18 protein-coding genes are annotated in these 16001 nt (G+C 72.7%); 6 read left to right on the top strand and 12 right to left on the bottom strand.

Features of this window, described 5'->3' with window-relative positions:
- Window positions 1-14: 14 nt before the first annotated feature.
- From paaE to paaA, 5 genes are read right to left on the bottom strand one after another with little or no spacing between them, the layout of a single operon-like run.
- Window positions 15-1118: a 1,2-phenylacetyl-CoA epoxidase subunit PaaE gene (gene paaE / locus EV188_RS11010; RefSeq protein ID WP_133826227.1), complete on the bottom strand. Its 1104-nt coding sequence runs from the start codon at window positions 1116-1118 to the stop codon at window positions 15-17.
- Window positions 1118-1627: a 1,2-phenylacetyl-CoA epoxidase subunit PaaD gene (paaD, locus tag EV188_RS11005; RefSeq protein WP_208114109.1), complete on the bottom strand. Its 510-nt coding sequence runs from the start codon at window positions 1625-1627 to the stop codon at window positions 1118-1120. The genes paaE and paaD overlap by 1 nt, the downstream gene beginning before the upstream one ends.
- A complete protein-coding gene (gene paaC, locus EV188_RS11000) occupies window positions 1621-2568 on the bottom strand; it encodes a 1,2-phenylacetyl-CoA epoxidase subunit PaaC (RefSeq protein ID WP_133826225.1) in 948 nt (315 codons plus the stop codon). Before paaC ends, paaD begins: the two co-directional genes overlap by 7 nt.
- Window positions 2568-2906 carry a 1,2-phenylacetyl-CoA epoxidase subunit PaaB gene (gene paaB / locus EV188_RS10995; RefSeq protein ID WP_133826380.1) on the bottom strand — a complete coding sequence of 113 codons (339 nt, stop codon included), beginning with the start codon at window positions 2904-2906 and terminating at the stop codon, window positions 2568-2570. Before paaB ends, paaC begins: the two co-directional genes overlap by 1 nt.
- A 2-nt stretch (window positions 2907-2908) precedes the next feature.
- Window positions 2909-3862: a 1,2-phenylacetyl-CoA epoxidase subunit PaaA gene (paaA, locus tag EV188_RS10990; RefSeq protein ID WP_133826224.1), complete on the bottom strand. Its 954-nt coding sequence runs from the start codon at window positions 3860-3862 to the stop codon at window positions 2909-2911.
- Window positions 3863-3953: 91 nt separating this feature from the next.
- Between paaA and EV188_RS10985 the strand changes: the two genes are divergently transcribed.
- Entirely contained in the window at window positions 3954-4445 is a 492-nt protein-coding gene (locus tag EV188_RS10985; protein ID WP_133826223.1) for a GNAT family N-acetyltransferase, read from the top strand.
- Here EV188_RS10985 and EV188_RS10980 read toward each other — a convergent pair.
- Window positions 4417-4638 carry a hypothetical protein gene (locus EV188_RS10980; RefSeq protein ID WP_133826222.1) on the bottom strand — a complete coding sequence of 74 codons (222 nt, stop codon included), beginning with the start codon at window positions 4636-4638 and terminating at the stop codon, window positions 4417-4419. The two genes, EV188_RS10985 and EV188_RS10980, sit on opposite strands and share 29 nt — an antisense overlap.
- Window positions 4639-4648: 10 nt before the next feature.
- Entirely contained in the window at window positions 4649-5311 is a 663-nt protein-coding gene (locus tag EV188_RS10975) for a TetR/AcrR family transcriptional regulator (RefSeq protein ID WP_133826221.1), read from the bottom strand.
- A gap of 254 nt (window positions 5312-5565) precedes the next feature.
- Between EV188_RS10975 and EV188_RS10970 the strand changes: the two genes are divergently transcribed.
- Window positions 5566-7143 (top strand): class I adenylate-forming enzyme family protein, encoded by a 1578-nt coding sequence (locus EV188_RS10970; RefSeq protein WP_133826220.1) that lies wholly within the window; start codon window positions 5566-5568, stop codon window positions 7141-7143.
- 20 nt (window positions 7144-7163) lie between these two features.
- On the opposite strand, the gene EV188_RS32955 is transcribed toward EV188_RS10970, so the two are convergent.
- Complete coding sequence (locus EV188_RS32955) at window positions 7164-7298, bottom strand: hypothetical protein (protein WP_279536715.1); 135 nt, start codon at window positions 7296-7298, stop codon at window positions 7164-7166.
- A 344-nt stretch (window positions 7299-7642) separates the two neighbouring features.
- Entirely contained in the window at window positions 7643-8497 is an 855-nt protein-coding gene (locus tag EV188_RS10965; RefSeq protein ID WP_133826219.1) for a hypothetical protein, read from the bottom strand.
- Between the two features lie 2039 nt (window positions 8498-10536).
- Between EV188_RS10965 and EV188_RS31510 the strand changes: the two genes are divergently transcribed.
- Window positions 10537-10704 (top strand): hypothetical protein, encoded by a 168-nt coding sequence (locus EV188_RS31510; protein ID WP_166659819.1) that lies wholly within the window; start codon window positions 10537-10539, stop codon window positions 10702-10704.
- A 20-nt stretch (window positions 10705-10724) separates the two neighbouring features.
- On the top strand, window positions 10725-11519 hold the full coding sequence (locus tag EV188_RS10955) for an alpha/beta hydrolase (protein WP_208114108.1): 795 nt from the start codon (window positions 10725-10727) through the stop codon (window positions 11517-11519).
- Between the two features lie 19 nt (window positions 11520-11538).
- Here EV188_RS10955 and EV188_RS10950 read toward each other — a convergent pair whose 3' ends face one another.
- A complete protein-coding gene (locus EV188_RS10950) occupies window positions 11539-12780 on the bottom strand; it encodes a pentapeptide repeat-containing protein (protein WP_208114107.1) in 1242 nt (413 codons plus the stop codon).
- Window positions 12781-12789: 9 nt separating this feature from the next.
- The gene (locus EV188_RS10945; protein WP_133826218.1) at window positions 12790-13587 is read right to left on the bottom strand and encodes an enoyl-CoA hydratase/isomerase family protein; all 798 of its coding nucleotides are present in this window, start codon (window positions 13585-13587) and stop codon (window positions 12790-12792) included.
- A gap of 90 nt (window positions 13588-13677) precedes the next feature.
- On the opposite strand from EV188_RS10945, the gene EV188_RS10940 reads away from it, so the two are divergent.
- Window positions 13678-14733, top strand: a complete 1056-nt coding sequence (locus EV188_RS10940; protein ID WP_133826217.1) for an NAD(P)H-dependent flavin oxidoreductase — start codon at window positions 13678-13680, stop codon at window positions 14731-14733.
- Here EV188_RS10940 and EV188_RS10935 read toward each other — a convergent pair.
- A complete protein-coding gene (locus EV188_RS10935) occupies window positions 14730-15512 on the bottom strand; it encodes a class I SAM-dependent methyltransferase (RefSeq protein ID WP_166659818.1) in 783 nt (260 codons plus the stop codon). The genes EV188_RS10940 and EV188_RS10935 overlap by 4 nt on opposite strands.
- A 117-nt stretch (window positions 15513-15629) precedes the next feature.
- On the opposite strand from EV188_RS10935, the gene EV188_RS10930 reads away from it, so the two are divergent.
- Window positions 15630-15980 carry a hypothetical protein gene (locus tag EV188_RS10930; protein WP_133826215.1) on the top strand — a complete coding sequence of 117 codons (351 nt, stop codon included), beginning with the start codon at window positions 15630-15632 and terminating at the stop codon, window positions 15978-15980.
- Window positions 15981-16001 lie beyond the last annotated feature (21 nt).

The raw sequence follows: 16001 nt of genomic DNA, 5'->3' as shown, positions 1-16001 counted from the left end.
ACGAGCTCCTACTCCTACGTGTCGTAGTCGACGGTGATCTCGTCCGAGACCGGCAGAGCCTGGCAGGTCAGCACGAACCCCGCGTCGACCTCCTCGGGCTCGAGCGCGAAGTTGCGGCGCATGGTGACCTCGCCGACGGTGACCTGCGCGCGGCAGGTGCCGCAGACCCCGCCCTTGCAGGCGAACGGCAGGTCCGAGCGGGCGCGCTGGGCGGCGTCGAGCACGGGCTCGTTCCGCGGCAGCGTGAGCACCGACGAGCGCCCGTTGACGATCACCGTCACGGTGGCGCCGGTGCCGTCGTCCTCGAGCGCCTCGTCCTCGGCGCGGTGCACCTCGGGCGGTGGCTCGTCGACGTAGAAGAGTTCGCGGTGCACCGTCCGGCGCTCGACGTCGAAGCCGGTGATGACCTCGGTCGCGGCCTCGACCATGCCCAGCGGCCCGCAGAGCCACCAGTGCGCGACCTCGCCGACGGGCACCAGCGCGCCGACCAGCGTGCGCAGGCGCTCGGCGTCGAGGCGGCCGTTGAACAGGTCGGCGGCGGTGGGCTCGCGGGAGAGCACGTGGACGAGCTGCAGGCGGGGGCCGTAGCGGTCCTTGAGGTCGGCGAGGTCCTCGCCAAACATCACGGTGTCGCTGCGGCGGTTGCCGTAGAGCAGCGTGACCTGGGTGTCGCGGTACGCGGCCAGCACGGTCGCGGCGATCGAGAGCACCGGGGTGATCCCCGAGCCCGCGGCGACGAGGACGTGGTGCTCGCCGGGCGCGACCTCCGGGGTGAACCGGCCCTGCGGCGGCCCGACCTCGAGCTCGTCGCCGGCCGTGAGGCGGTCGACCAGCCACGTCGAGAACAGGCCGTCGTCGACCCGGCGCACCCCGATGCGCGGGGCGGCGCCCTCGGGCGCGCAGATCGAGTACGAGCGGCGCTCCTCGCCCTGCTCGGTCGCCAGCCGCAGGGTCAGGTACTGGCCGGCGCGGAAGGCGTAGTCGTCGCCGAGGTGGTCGGGGACGTCGAAGCGCACCGCGACGGCGTCGTCGCAGAGGCGCTCGACGTCGGCGACGCGCAGGCGGTGGAAGCCCGGGACCGCATCGGCGACGCGGTCGTCGGTCACGGCGGCCGTCATCAGATCTCCTTGACGTGCTCGAACGGCTCGGCGCACGAGCGGCAGCGGCGCAGCGCGGTGCAGGCGGTGGGCCCGAACCGCGAGGTCTCCTCGGTGTCCGGCGCGCCGCAGCGGGGGCAGGCGACGGTGCGGGACGGGGCCACGAGCGTCAACGGGACCGGACCGGCCGCGCGGGGGCCGAGGTGCGCCGGCGGGGCGACGCCGGCCTCGGCGAGCTTGCGGCGGCCCCCGTCCGAGATGAAGTCGGTGGTCCACGGCGGGCTGAACGTCGTCCGCACGTCGACCCGCTCGTGACCGGCGGCGTGCAGCCGGCGACGCAGGTCGGCGCGCATCTCGTCGAGCGCGGGGCAGCCGGAGTAGGTCGGGGTGATGGTCACGACGACCGTGCCGTCCTCGGCGGTGTCGACGCCGCGCAGCACGCCGAGGTCGGCGAGGGTCAGCATCGGCATCTCGGGGTCGACGACGCCCTCGGCGACGGCCCGGGCGTCGGTGATCGCGGCGGTCACCACGTCGCCTCCGGGTGTGCGCGGGCCAGGGACTGCATGACGGCGAGGACGGTGCCGAGCGACTCGGTGTGCACGCCGTCGCGGCCCCCGCGCCCGCCGACGAGGCCCACCGCGGGGCGTTCGGGGCGGGTCAGCGTGGCCGCCGGGAGGACCTGGTCGAGCACGCCGTCGACCTCGGCGCGCAGCTCGGCGGGGTCGACCGCGACGCCGGCGTCGACGAGGCGGCGCTCGGTGGCGTGCGGGAGGAAGAGCTCCTCGACGAACGGCCACACCGCGTCCAGGCCCGCCTGCATCCGCGCGTGCGAGAGCTCGGTGCCGTCGCCGAGGCGCAGCGTCCACTGGGCGGCGTAGTCGCGGTGGTAGGTCAGCTCCTTGACCGCCTTGGCGGCGACGGCGGCGAGCACCGGGTCGCGGCTGCCCGTGAGGCGGTGCATCAGCGCGAGCCGCCAGGAGGAGAGCACGAGGATCCAGGCGATCGTGCGGCCGAAGTCGCCGAGGTCGGTCTCGACGAGCGTGACGTTGCGGAACGCGCGGTCGTCGCGGAAGTAGGTCAGCACGTCCTCGTCGTCCTGCGGGCCGGCGCGGAACGGCTCGGCGGCGCCGAGGTGCCCGGCGCGCGAGAGCAGCACGCGCGCCTGCCCGAGCAGGTCGAGCGCGATGTTCGCGAGCGCCACGTCCTCCTCGAGCTCCGGCGCCTTCGCCGTCCAGCCCGACAGGCGCTGCGAGGCGATGAGCGCGTCGTCGGCGAGCATCAGGCAGTAGGCCGCGAGGTCGTCGCGGTCGACGCCGTCGGGTGCCGGCGCGTCGATCTCGGCGGTGCCTGCGTCGAACCCGGTGCCGAAGGCCCAGCGGCCGTCGTCGTCCGCGGTCGCGAGGGCGTCGTAGACGTTCTCGTCGTGGTGGGCGGGGTCGGTGTCGTCGCTGTGCATCATCGGCGGGGCCATCAGAGGTGGGGGACGTCGTCGGGGATGTCGTAGAACGTGGGGTGCCGGTAGACCTTGTCGCCGGCGGGCGCGAAGAACGGGTCCTTCTCGTCGGGGCTCGAGGCGGTGATCGCGTCGCCGCGCACGACCCAGATGCTCACGCCCTCGTTGCGCCGCGTGTAGAGGTTCCGCGCGTTGTGCAGGGCCATCGTGTCGTCGGGCGCGTGCAGCGACCCGACGTGCACGTGGTTGAGCCCGCGCTTGCCGCGGACGAAGACCTCGTAGAGGGGCCAGACGGCCTTCGGCGTGCCGTCGAAGCGGGGCTCGCCCTCGACGTGGGCGGTGGTGTCGTCGGCCATGCTCATGCTGCCGGCACCTCCGCCCGGGCGGCCTGCTTCGCGGCGTACGCGGCGGCGGCGTCCCGCACCCACTGCCCGCCCTCGTGGGCGGCGCGCCGGTTCTGCAGACGCTGGGCGTTGCACGGCCCGGCACCCTTGACGACCTGCATGAACTCGTCCCAGTCGATGTCGCCGAAGTCGTGCGCCTGGCGCTCGTCGTTCCAGCGCAGCTCGGGGTCCGGGAGCGTCACGCCGAGGGCCTCGGCCTGCGGGACGGTCATGTCGACGTAGCGCTGGCGCAGCTCGTCGTTGGTGTGGCGCTTGATCCGCCAGGCCATCGACTGCTGGGTGTTCGGGGAGTCGCCGTCGGCGGGGCCGAACATCATCAGCGACGGCCACCACCAGCGGTCGACCGCGTCCTGGACCATCGCGCGCTGCGCCTCGGTGCCGGCCATCAGCGTCATCAGCAGCTCGAAGCCCTGGCGCTGGTGGAACGACTCCTCCTTGCAGATGCGCACCATCGCCCGCGCGTAGGGCCCGTAGCTCGAGCGGCACAGCGGCACCTGGTTGACGATCGCGGCGCCGTCGACGAGCCAGCCGATGACGCCGATGTCGGCGAAGGTCAGCGTCGGGTAGTTGAAGATCGACGAGTACTTCTGCTTCGAGTCGATCAGCTTCTCGGTGAGCTCGCCGCGGTCGACCCCGAGCGTCTCGGTGGCCGAGTACAGGTAGAGCCCGTGGCCGGCCTCGTCCTGGACCTTGGCCAGCAGGATGGCCTTCCGCCGCAGGCTGGGGGCGCGCAGGATCCAGTTGCCCTCGGGCTGCATGCCGATGATCTCGGAGTGCGCGTGCTGCGCGATCTGCCGGATCAGCGTCTTGCGGTAGCCCTCGGGCATCCAGTCGCGCGGCTCGACCCGGCCCTCGGAAGCCACGGTGCGCTCGAACTGGGCCTCGAGCTCTTGCTCGGTCACCGTCATCGGTGGCCACCTCCGTACCGAATGTTCGTTCGGTTGTGATGGTGACGCACCGGGCCCCGACTCCGCAACCGGCCCGGGGAGGATCGCCCGCATGGACGTGCTCGCGACGCTGGCGGACGGCACGCTCACGGTGCGGCGGGCGCGGGTCACCGACGTCCCCGCCCTGGTGGGACTCATCGCCGCCGACCCCGTGAGCGCCGGGCGGGGCGACGCCGTCGGCGACCTCGCGCCGTACGAGGCGGCGTTCGCCGAGATCGACGCCGACCCCGCCCACCTGCTGGTCTGCCTCGACGACGCCGACGGCACGGTCGGCACGCTCCAGCTCACCGTGCTGCCGAGCCTGGGGCGGCGGGGGACGCGGCGTGCGCAGCTGGAGTCGGTGCACGTCGACGAGCGCTGCCGGGGGCGGGGCTACGGCGCGCTCCTGGTCGGCTGGGCCGTCGACGAGGCGCGGCGGCGCGGCTGCGGGCTCGTGCAGCTCACGAGCGACGCCTCACGGGCCGACGCGCACCGGTTCTACGAGCGGCTCGGGTTCACCGCGAGCCACGCGGGCTTCAAGCGGGACCTGACGTCCCGTCGATGAGCTCGTCGAGCGTGACGTAGAGGCCCGGCTCGCCGGTGCGCTCGCTGCGCTCCACCGCGGCGCGCGCCCGGGCCGCGATCCGCCCGATCTCGTCGGCCGCGACCACCCGGGTCTGCAGCACGGTGCCGTCGCCGTCGGTCAGGGTGACCGCGACGAGGCCGGTCTCGGGCTGCTCGGAGAACTCCAGCGGCACGCCGTCGAGCCTAGGTCGGCCGGCGGTCGTGCGCAGGGGTCTGGGCGAGCAGACCCTCGAACGCCATCCGGTCCACCTCGGCGACCAGGTCGTCGGCGTCGACGCGTCCGGGGCGGTACCACTCGACGAGCGAGTTCACGAGCCCCGAGAGCAGGCGGGCCCCGACGGCCGGGTCGATGCCGGCGCGCAGCTCCCCGGCCGACGAGGCCTCGCGGACCAGGGCGGCGATGGCGGCGTCGAACTCGCGGCGCCGCGCCAGCGCCCAGCGCTCGGTCTCGGTGTTGCCGCGCAGGCGCAGCAGCAGGGTCACGTGCGGCAGCTCGGCGACCAGCACCTCGACCTGGCGGCGCACGATGTGGCGCAGCCGGGTCAGCGGGCTCCCCGTCGACGCGGCGGGCTCGTCGAGGATGCCGAACAGGCCGTCGAGCGCGCGCTCGAGCGCCGCCCGGAGCAGCGCCTCCTTGCCGCGCACGTGGTGGTAGAAGGACGACTTCGTGATCCCGGCGGCCGCGGAGAGGTCCTCCATGCTCGTGGCGTCGTAGCCGCGCTCGTTGAACACTCGCGCGGCCACCTCGACGAGGCTCGACGGGTCGTAGGTCGGCCGGGACCGCCGCTCCCGCGCGGCCCCCGCCGGTCGCTCGCCCTCGCGGGCGGGGGGTCGCGTGCCGGTCACGCGGGGGAATCTACGTCCCCGACCGGGCTGCGAGGCCAGAGGCGGGCCGGGTCGGGTCGGTTCCGAGCGAAGGGCACCGTCGCTCGGGTAGATCGGCGAGGGGCGCCCCTCGCCGGGACGCCGATGCTGGCGCGCGGGGCCCCGCACCGAGCATCCTCGTCCCTGGCCGGGTGGGGCGGGTCACTGCTACCGTCGAGCCGACCGAACGATCGTTCGACTGCGCATTCACGCAGCGTGTTCCCCGGAGCTGCTCGATGACGACGCCCGAGACCCTCCACGACCTCGCGCCGGCGGGCGACCGGGGCAACGCGACGCGCACGATGGGCGCGCCCCTGCGCCGCGCCCTCGCCACCGCGCGCGAGCGCACGGCCGTGGTGTGCGGGGAGCAGACGGTCACCTACGGCGAGCTCGCCGAGCGCATCGCGCGCCTCGGCGGGCTGCTCACGCGGCTCGGGCTCGCGCCCGGCGACCGGGTCGGCGTCCTCGGCGCCAACTGCCACCGCTACCTGGAGCTCTACCTGGGCCTGCCGAGCCACGGGCTCGTCATCGTCCCGCTCAACGTGCGCCACACCGCCGCCGAGCGGACCTACGCGCTGCGCGACGCCGGGGCCCGCGTGCTGTTCGCCGACCGCGCCCTCGACGGCCTCGACCCCGACCTGCGCGTGGTCGACACGAGCACCGAGTACGAGGCGCTGCTGGCCGACGCCGAGCCCGTCGCCCCGCTGCGCGAGCCCCGGGAGCACGACCTCGCCGGCATCTTCTACACCGGCGGCACCACCGGCGCGGCCAAGGGCGTGATGCTCACGCACGGCAACCTCGTCGCCAACGCGTTCCACTTCATGGCCTGCTGGCCGTTCACCGCCGACACCCGCTGGCTCGTGGTCGCGCCGATGTTCCACGCGGCCGGCACGATCGCCGCGCTCTCCACGGTGTGGGCCGGCGGGACGCAGGTGATGTGCCCGGCGTTCACCCCCGACGGCGTGCTGGACCTCGTCGAGCGCCACGGCGTCACGGCGACGCTGGTGGTCCCGACGATGATGGACGCGCTCGCGCACGAGCAGGCCGCCCGGCCGCGCACGGTGTCGAGCCTGCGCTGGCTCTCGCACGGGTCGTCGCCCGCGGCCGTCGAGCTGCTGCGCCGCACCCACACCGCGTTCCCGGACGCCGAGATGCTGCACATCTACGGGCTCACCGAGACCTCGCCGATCGTCACGCTGCTGCCCGGCGAGCAGCACCTGCTCGACGCCCCGCAGGCGCGCTCGTGCGGGCGCGCGGCGGTCGGCGTCGAGGTGATCGTCGTCGATCCCGCCGACCGCACCCCGCTCCCGCCGGGCACGGTCGGCGAGGTCCTCATCCGCGGCGCCAACGTCACCGCGGGCTACTGGAACAAGCCCGAGGAGACCGCGGCCGCCCTGCGCGACGGCTGGTTCGCGTCCGGGGACCTGGGCCTGCTCGACGACGGCGGACACCTGTTCCTCGTCGACCGCGCCAAGGACATGATCGTCTCGGGCGGCGAGAACGTGTACAGCGCCGAGGTCGAGAACGCGCTGTTCGCGCACCCCTCGGTGGTCGAGGTCGCCGTGTTCGGGGTGCCGCACGAGCGCTTCGGCGAGTCGGTGCACGCCGTCGTCGTGCTGCGCAGCCGGCCTGAGGACGCCGACGCGTTCGCCGAGGAGCTCGTGGCGCACTGCCGCCGCACGATCGCCGGCTACAAGGTCCCGCGCAGCATCGAGACCCGCGTGGAGCCGCTGCCGAAGTCGGGCGCGGGGAAGATCCTGAAGCGGGAACTGCGCGCGGTGTTCTGGACCGAGCGCGAGTCCCAGCTCACCTGAGCGCGGCCAGCGGGTCTCGACTAGGTCCACCACGTCTCGGGGTGGGACACCATCGGGACATGGTTGGACGCGACCTCGACGGTCGTCGCACCTATGCGCCCCGCGAACGCGCGCTCGGCGCCCAGCGGGATGGCCTCGTCGTTCCTGGCGACCATGTGTTGGGGCCGGAGTGCCCTTCAGGCCGGGACGCCTAAGACGTTCTCGAGGGTGCTCGGCGCGAGGGGCTGCTGGGGTGCATACATGACGCGGGACTTGGCCGGACTCGACGTCAGCCGCGAAGTGTCCGGCGAATTCGTCCTGAGGGTAGCCAGGCGTACATGAGGTCGTCGATCTGGAGGTTCGACAGCGACCGGGTCCAACCCGGACAGCGGAGAGCCCTCTTGCGACGTAGGATGACGAGTGGCGCTCAACAGACTGCGACTGAGTGTCGTCGCAGCAGCTCACTCTCCCAACAGTCGAAGTAGACGAAATATTCTGTAGCGTCGCCGGCCGGCTCACGCTAGCCCCGACTGAACTGTACGCGTGCTTCATCTCCGTAGGGAATGACAAGCGTCCCGCTGGTTCCGCCCGCCTCCGGGGACACCAGGTACAACTTCCCCCCACCTTCCACGAGGAGGTAGAGGCCACGGTAGCGGTACCGGTACTCCTGGTCTGGTTCGACCGGTAGCGCAGTCTCGGTAACTCCTTGAATGGTGGGGTAAAGGCGCTCCTTTGTGTCGAGCACTACGGCTGGCCTGTCGCTGCGCATGTTAGCTGCGACGGTGCTCGCGACCCCACGTCCGTACGCCGAGGCAAAGCTATTTGCGGCCCAAAACAACCCCAAGAGAAAGATTGCAGCAAGCAGCGCGACGGCAAACGAATTCTGTTTGCCCAGCCGCCACTTACCGGTTGCGGGGCGACGAAGAAGCCAGATGCCGTAGGCGATGATCGTTGGTCCGAAGCCGAAAGCTATCGCCGTGATCCCAGGGAATTCGGTACGGGAGATGGTCTCGATGACAATGCCGGCGACCCCTCGCGCAAAGACGGCAACACCAGCGACGATGAACGAGGTGGCAAGGATCGTTCGGATGCGCTCGGACCTGCGCCTCAGGAGCGCGCGAACACTACGGTGGACGGCGACGAGGGTTAGCGCGGCAGCCAGTAGACCGCCTGCGGGAACGTAGAGAACTTCCGCGCCTCGGGTGGCGGTCTCAGCGAAATCAAGATCTAGTGCGGCGAGGTCAACGCCGAAGTAGCGGTACCGTGCGTAGGTGGCGACGTAGCCGAAATAAAATAGAAGCGCGGTGATCGCGGTTGTCGGCGCGATGATGGTTGCTAGGCGCTCCAGACGTTCCGACCACAGTGAAGGGGTCACCTCAATTTGGCCCCTCAACTCCGCCGTTCTGGGGTTCGTCGACTTCGCCTTGCGGTGACGAGCCGTTCTCAGCATTATCGTTCTGGTCGCTGTCTGTGGAACCGTCCGGCAGGCCATTACCGTCGGTCACGTCGTCTGCTTCAGTATCGAGTGGTGGCTGTGCTATCGCATCGAGCTCAATCTGTGTAGTCCAGCGGACCTTGACAGGGCTTGATGCGGAGGCGCGGGGTGCGGTTGCAACATTTTGGAGTTGTTGGCACGGCTTGCCTGCATTCGAGCGACATGTGGCCTCCAAGGTCAGGCTAAGCCGCGCAGTGGCACCCACATTTCCCGCTGCGTCCGGGTCAAACTGCAGTAGTGGTGCTTGCACCGATACTAGGCAACCATTTGTGTCGTCGACTGCTCCAGCTTCCAAGACGGCGCCGATACATCCTCGTTCGGCGCTAGCGCTGTATCCTTCGCGTAAGCAGCGTTGCCAGTCTGAGGTGAGCTTGAACCCGGAAGTGCCCCGGAGGTCGACTCGCAGCACCTTTACGGGGATCTGAACTTCAGGGTCGTTGTGCAGCTCGCCGCATCCCGAGCGCCTATTTTCCCCGTACACAAGGATGCTTGGCCAAGCAGTATTTGGGTTCCGGTTCTCGACGCTAGGGCCGCCAAGGAGAATTGTCGGCTCGGAGCCGCCGGGGTTGGAGCTGCCGGGGTTGGAGCTGCCGGGGTTGGAGCTGCCGGGGTTGGAGCTGCCGGGGTTGGAGCTGCCGGGGTTGGAGCTGCCGGGGCTGGAGCCGCCGGGGTTGGAGCCGCCGGGGTTGGACCCACCGGGGCTGGAGCCGCCGGGGTTGGACCCACCGGGGCTGGACCCACCGGGGCTGGACCCACCGGGGCTGGACCCACCGGGGCTGGACCCACCGGGGCTGGACCCACCGGGGCTGGACCCACCGGGCGAACCGGTAGCGGTCGGTACCTCAGCAGGCGGAACTGTAAAGGTGTCGACCTGCGGCGCCGGAGGAATGGGAGACGCTGGAGGGTCGCCGCTAGCCGAGTCGCCGAAGCTGCAGCCTGAGGTCAGGATCAGGAGACAGGCGAGGAGCGCGTGGCCTAGGAAGCGGCTCTTGGGAGGTCTCTTGAGGGGCGAGGCCGAGGAGCTGAGGCTTCCATCTATGGTTAGACGTGCGTCTCGGCTCCCGCGTTGTAGCGAGCCCAGTAGGCAATAGGATTGAAGCTCAGAAAGCCGCAACAAGCCCCTTTTGCTGCTTCGCATCCTATTCCCCCGGTGCACGCGAGCGATAACGCCCAAGGGGAACGCGAAGGGCTCCCCATGCCGAACTCAGCATCGACCCGAGTCTTCGACGCAACCAGGCATGTCGTTCGATTGGCGCAGTATTCGCACTATGAGTAATGGAAAAACCACGCTGCGGTGCTCTCAGGTCGTGATCGATAACTACCCTGCGGCTGCATTTGCCCTCAAGGATTGATCTCGTCAGAGATCGATAACGCAGACGCCGCACGTCCGGCCGTATCCGATCACGAGTGTGACCGAATAGGTCAAACTCTTGGAGGGCGGTGAGTGCTCCCTGAAGAGGGATTGTCGGCCAGGAACACTTCGGCGGCGCGTGCTTGATCACGGAGTTGGCGATCGTGCCGACGCGGGCCCCCGAGAGCCGTGACTGTGCCGCGCGCCCTCGTGCTCAAGCGCGCTCGGCAGCGACGACACGGTCCCGAGTGCGACGGCGACCTTGATCTCGGCGTTGGCTGCGGCCGGTCTCGAGGCGAGCTCGCGGGCCAGGGTGAGCCCCCTGTCGTTGAGCTCCTTGGCGGGGACGACTTCGCGCACGACGCCTCAGTCGCGCGCCGACTCGGCGGGGGAACGTCTCGCCGAGTATGAGCGGGTCGATGTCCCGGGGAGGCGCCGCGTGGGCGAGCGTCCCCGCGCGCCGGGTGTCCGCTCGGCAGCCATGGGGTACCGCCCGCCGTCACGGTCGCCGGGCGGACCCGTCCGTGCCCGATACTTCGGGCCCCCTCACCGAAGGAGGCCCGACACGATGCTCGCCATCGCCGCGGCGGTCCTGTTCCTCATCGCGCTGATCTTCGAGATCTCCGGCTTCGTGATCAGCGTGTTCACCCCGACGGTGCTCCTCACGCTGGGCGCCATCGGCATCGCGCTGCACCTCGCCGGCATCGGGCACCGGAGGGGAGTCGGGCGCCGCTGAGCCGAATGGTTCGTTGAACGGTGACCGACCGCTCCCTAGGCTCGATCCCACAGAGCAACAGTGACCACACACTGCGGGGGGCAGAAGTGCCGGAAGCGACGATCGTCCTGGTCCACGGCGCGTGGGCGGACGGTTCCAGTTGGAATCCGGTCGCGCGGGAGTTGAGGAATCGCGGCTTCTCGGTGCTGACACCGCCGAATCTGTTGCGTGGCGTGACGACGGATGCTCCCTACGTCACCTCGTTCGTCGCCCAGCGCGTGAGCGGTCCCGTGGTGCTCGTGGGCCACTCGTACGGCGGCTTCGTCATCACCAACGCCGCGACCGGGGCCGGTGACGTGCGCGCGCTCGTCTACGTCGACGCGTTCATCCCCGACGCGGGGGAGACGGTCTTCCAGATCCTGGGCGGCTCGGGATCGGCGCTCGACGTCCCGGACCCGACCACCGTGCTCGATCTCGCCGGATATCCCGGGGCGCCCGACGGTGACGTCGAGGCCTTCCTCAAGCCCGACACCGTGCACACGTCGTTCGCCCAGGATCTGCCCGAGGACGACCGCTGGCGGATCGTCGAGAGCCAGCGCCCGATCACCCTGAGTGCGAACCTGACGCCCGGCACCGACGCCGTCTGGAGATCGCTGCCGAGCTGGACCGTGGTCGGCACCGAGGACCTCGTCATCCCGCCCGGCACCCAACGGACCATGGCCGAGCGGGCGGGATCCACGATCACCGAGGTGGCCGGCTCCCACGTCTCGATGGTGTCGAACCCCCAGGCGACGATCGACGCGATCCTCGCCGCCGCGGAAGCCGCCGGCGGCTGAGGTCACGGCGCGGCGGGCGCTACCCGGGCACGAGCCGGTGGCGCCCGTCGCCGTCCACGTCGTGCGAGAGCAGCCAGCCCGCCGGCCAGCGGTGACCGCCCGGGCGCGCGCGTGCTCCATCGAACCGGAGGTCCCCGGTGGAGGTGGCCCCGCGGAACCCGACGTCCCCGGAGAAGGTCGCCTCGCCGAAGTCGGCGCCCTCCGCGAACGCCGCGCCGGTGAACCAGGCGTCGCCGGCGAAGACGGCGGTGTCGAACCGGGCCCGGGCGAAGCGGGCCTCCCGGAAGCGCGCGCCCGCGAGGAACGTCGCCCGGCTGAAGCGGGCGCGGCCGTCGAAGGCGGCCCCGTCGAAACGGGCGGTGGCCCCGAAGCTCGCGTCCGCGAACCAGGCGATGTCGTCGAACCGGGCGTCGACGAACGCGGCGCCGCCCTCGAAGTCGGCGCCGTCGAACTGCGCGGGGCCCTGGAACACGGCGCCCTCGAACCGTGCCCGGCCGGTGAACCGGGCCTCCGCGAACCACGTCTTCCCGCCGAGGACGGCGCCCGCGAGCGTCGTCCGCGCGGGCAGGGCGCAGCGGCTGAGGTCGAGGTCGGCGAGGACGGCGCCGGTGAGGTCGAGCTCGACGACCTCCGGCCAGTACTCGGCGGTGTCGTCGGGACGCAGGTGCGCCGCGAGCAGACGCTGGGCGGTCAGCCGGACCTCGCGCTCCTCGTCACCCGTGTCCGACGGGGTGTGCGGCATGCGCAGGTACGCGCACCACACGTCGACGATCGTGCGCCGGTGCTCGGGGGTGGTCCGGGCGAGGCGCTCGAGGGCGTAGAGCCCGGCGAGGCGCACCGGGGCCTTCTCCGCGCCGAGCTGGTCGGCGGCCGCCGTGTAGAGCTCGGTCACCCGGCGCTCGCGGGCGTCCTCCTCGCGCAGCGCGATGTCCCGGGCGCGGTCCCGCGCCTGGCGTTCGGCCTCGGCGCGCGCGTCGGCCTGCGCCCGGCGCGCCAGCAGCAGGTTCTGTTCGGTCGTGTGCGCGGTCCGGGCGTGGAACAGCAGCGTCAGGACCGCGGCGAGCCCCAGCCCGCCCGCGAGCACCGCCGCGCGCAGGGTCGCGACGCCGCTGGTGCGCGCCGCGCGGGCCTGCTCGCCCGTGCCCTCGGCGGGCACGAGCGCCGGGACGGACCAGAACAGCGCCGCCAGCGCGACGAGCCCCACCCCGCCGATGACGACGAAGACCCACCAGGCGGGGCGGGGGTCGTCCGCGGACTCCACGGCGGGGTCTCAGTGCCCGGTGAAGGTCGGCTTCTCCTTCGCCAGGAACGCCTCGACGGCGTTGCGGTGGTCCTGGGTCTTCGCGAGGCGCGACTGCGCGGCGCCCTCGTGCTCGAGCACGCTCGGCAGCGACGACACGGTCCCCAGCGCGACGGCGACCTTGATCTCGGCGTAGGCCGCGGTCGGCCCCGAGGCGAGCTTGCGGGCCAGGGCGAGCGCCCTGTCGTCGAGCTCCTCGGCGGGGACGACCTCGCGCACGACACCCCAGTCGCGCGCCGACTCGGCGGTGAAGGTGTCGCCGAGCATGAGCAGGTCGGTGGCCCGGGAGGCGCCGACGGCGTGGGCGAGCGTCGCGGAGAGCCCGGAGTCGCCGCCGAAGCCGATGCCGGAGAACGCCGTCGCGAACCGCACGCCGGCCGCGGCCACGCGCAGGTCGCAGGCCAGCGCGAACCCGAGACCGGCGCCGACACAGGTGCCGCCGATCGCGGCGATCGCCGGCTTCGGCATGGTCGCGAGCGCCGAGGTGATGCGGTTGTAGTGCTCGGGCACGGTGCGCATGGCGTCCGGGTCGCCCGAGCGCAGCGTCTCGGCGTGCTCGCCGAGGTCCTGCCCGACGCAGAACGCGGGCCCGGCGGCGGCGAGGACGACGGCGCGCACGCTGTCGTCCGTCGCGACCTCCTCGAGGGCGTCGCGCAGCGCCACCTTGAGCTCGGTGGTGAGGGCGTTGCGACGGTCCGGGCGGTTCATCCGCACGACCGCCACGGCCGCCTGGTCGTCCCGGGTCACCACGACGGCGTCGCTCGTCATCGCACGCACTCCTCTCCTCGGCCGGGCGCTCCGGCGCGCGGGATCATGCTGCCTTCCCACCGGGGACGGTGACAGGGGCAGGGTGGGGCCATGACGACGACGGTGTCGACGCGGATGGCCGCGTTCTGCGAGCGCTACGGGCTCGCCGTCCCGATCCTCCAGGCGCCGATGGCGGGGGCCTGCCCGCCGGAGCTGGCCGTGGCCGTCGCCGAGGCCGGCGGCATGGGGGCGACGGGGGCGGTGCTCGACGCGCCCGCGACGATCGGGGACTGGGTCCGTCGGTTCCGCGAGGGCTCGTCGGGCGCGCTCCAGATGAACCTGTGGATCCCCGACCCCCCGCCCGCCGGGGACGGCGGCGAGGAGGCCGCGCGCGGGTTCCTCGAGCGCTTCGGTGCCCCGGGCGAGGCGGCCGGGCCGTCGCCGGTGTTCGCCGAGCAGGTCGACGCCCTGATCGACGCCCGGCCGACGGTGATCTCGTCGATCATGGGCGTGTACGACCCGCCCACCGTCGAGCGGATCCACGCCGCGGGCATCGCCTGGTTCGCGTGCGCGACCACCCTCGACGAGGCGCTGGCCGCGCAGGACGCCGGCGCCGACGTCGTGGTCGCCCAGGGCATCGAGGCGGGCGGGCACCGCGGGACGTTCGACCCCGTGGCCGCCGAGTCCACGGGCGTCGGGCTGCTCGCGCTCGTCCCGCAGCTCGCGGACGCGCTGGACGTGCCGGTCGTCGCCACCGGCGGGATCACCGACGGGCGCGCCGTCGCGGCGGCGCTGATGCTCGGGGCGAGCGCGGTGCAGGTCGGCACGGCCTACCTGCGCTCGCCGGAGATCGGGATCGCGGCGGCGTGGTCGGAGGCGCTCGGGGTCGCGGCGCCGGAGAGCTCGGTGCTCACGCGGGCCTACTCGGGGCGCCCGGGGCGGGCGCTGCCGACCCCATACGTGCGGGCGTGGGCGGAGGGCGGCGTGGCGCCGGCCCGCTATCCGGTGCAGCGCGCGCTCGTCGGGCAGTGGCGCCGCGGGAAGGCCGAGGGCGTCGACCCCGTCAACCAGTGGGCAGGCCAGGCCGCCCGCCTCGCCCGTCCGGAGTCGGCGCGCACGATCACCGAGGACCTGTGGCGCTCGGCCCGGGAGCTGCTCGGTATCTAGGCGACGCAGGCGACGAGCGTGATCACCGGCGGCCGGTAGGGCTCCATCACCGGGGCCACCGCGGCGATCGCCGCCCGCCGCAGCGCGGCACGTTCGGGCTCGGCGAGCCCCGCCAGCCAGGCGGCGACGTGGGCCTGGCCGAGGCGGTAGTCGACGAGGTCCTCGGCGCGCTCGACCCCGACGTCGGCGACGTGCTCGGTGACGACGACGTCGGCGAGCCCGGCGTCCCGGGCGGCGGCGCGCATCGCGGCCACGTCGCCGAGCAGCGGCGCCTGCACGGTCGTGAGGTGGGCGTACCAGTCCGGCGGCGTGAACCCGGCGTCCGCGGCGACGGCGTCGATCCGGTCGCGCACCGTGCGGTGGGCGCTCGTCGCGCCGGGCGCCGTCGCGAGGAGCGCGCCGCCGGGTCGTGTGACGCGGGCGAGCTCGGCGAGGGCGGCCGTGGGGTCGTCGACGTGGTTGAGGACGAAGGCGGCGACGGCGTCGTCGACGCCCCGGTCGCGCAGCGGCAGCGCCTCCAGCGCGCCGGCGGCCGACGGCGAGCGCGCCGCCGCGTCCCAGGCGAGCATCGCGGGCGACCGGTCGATCGCCACCGGACGCGCCCCGGCGTCCCGCAGCGCCGCCGAAGCGAGGCCCGTCCCGGCGCCGGCGTCGAGCACGCGGCGGCCGGTCAGCGGGTGCGGGGCGGCCGCCACGAGCTGCGCCGCGAGCGGCCCGTACACGCGTGCGGCGCCCGTCGCCCAGCCTCGGGCGGTGTGCGCGTAGCGATCGACGTCCACGGACCTCACTGTTCCCTCAGAGACGCCACAGAGCTGCGTCACCCCCGGTCAGCAGAGTGATCTCCACAGCGGCGGCCGCCCCCGACCGGTCGCCCGGACGCCCGAGGAGATCGATCGATGGACTTCCGCCGCCTGCCGGTCCTCGCCGGATCGGCCCTGGCCGGACTGCTCGTGCTCGGCGGATGCGCCGGTGCACCCGAGACGCCTACCGCGTCGCCCGCGCCCGCCGCCGTCTCCGCTCCCACCGGCGTCGACGGGCAGGCCCCGTGCACCGCCCGGCTGCGCCCCGGTGGCGGTGGCGGCGGCGGGCTGACGCTCACGCCCGAGGTCCAGGCCCAGATCGAGCGGCTGCGGCAGACGCCGGGCCCGGACGCCCGGGCGACGCCGCCCGACCCCGCGCTCGCCTCCCGCCTCGCCGACGTCAGCGCCCGCGTCGAGCGCGCCGCGCAGCCCTGCACGGACCGATGATCGGGGCGAGCACAATCGCGC

It is taken from the genome of Actinomycetospora succinea, assembly GCF_004363095.1.
GTDB classification, from domain to species: domain Bacteria; phylum Actinomycetota; class Actinomycetes; order Mycobacteriales; family Pseudonocardiaceae; genus Actinomycetospora; species Actinomycetospora succinea.
The sequence above is the reverse complement of the archived record's forward strand: the minus strand, read 5'-3'. Positions and strand labels throughout refer to the sequence as shown.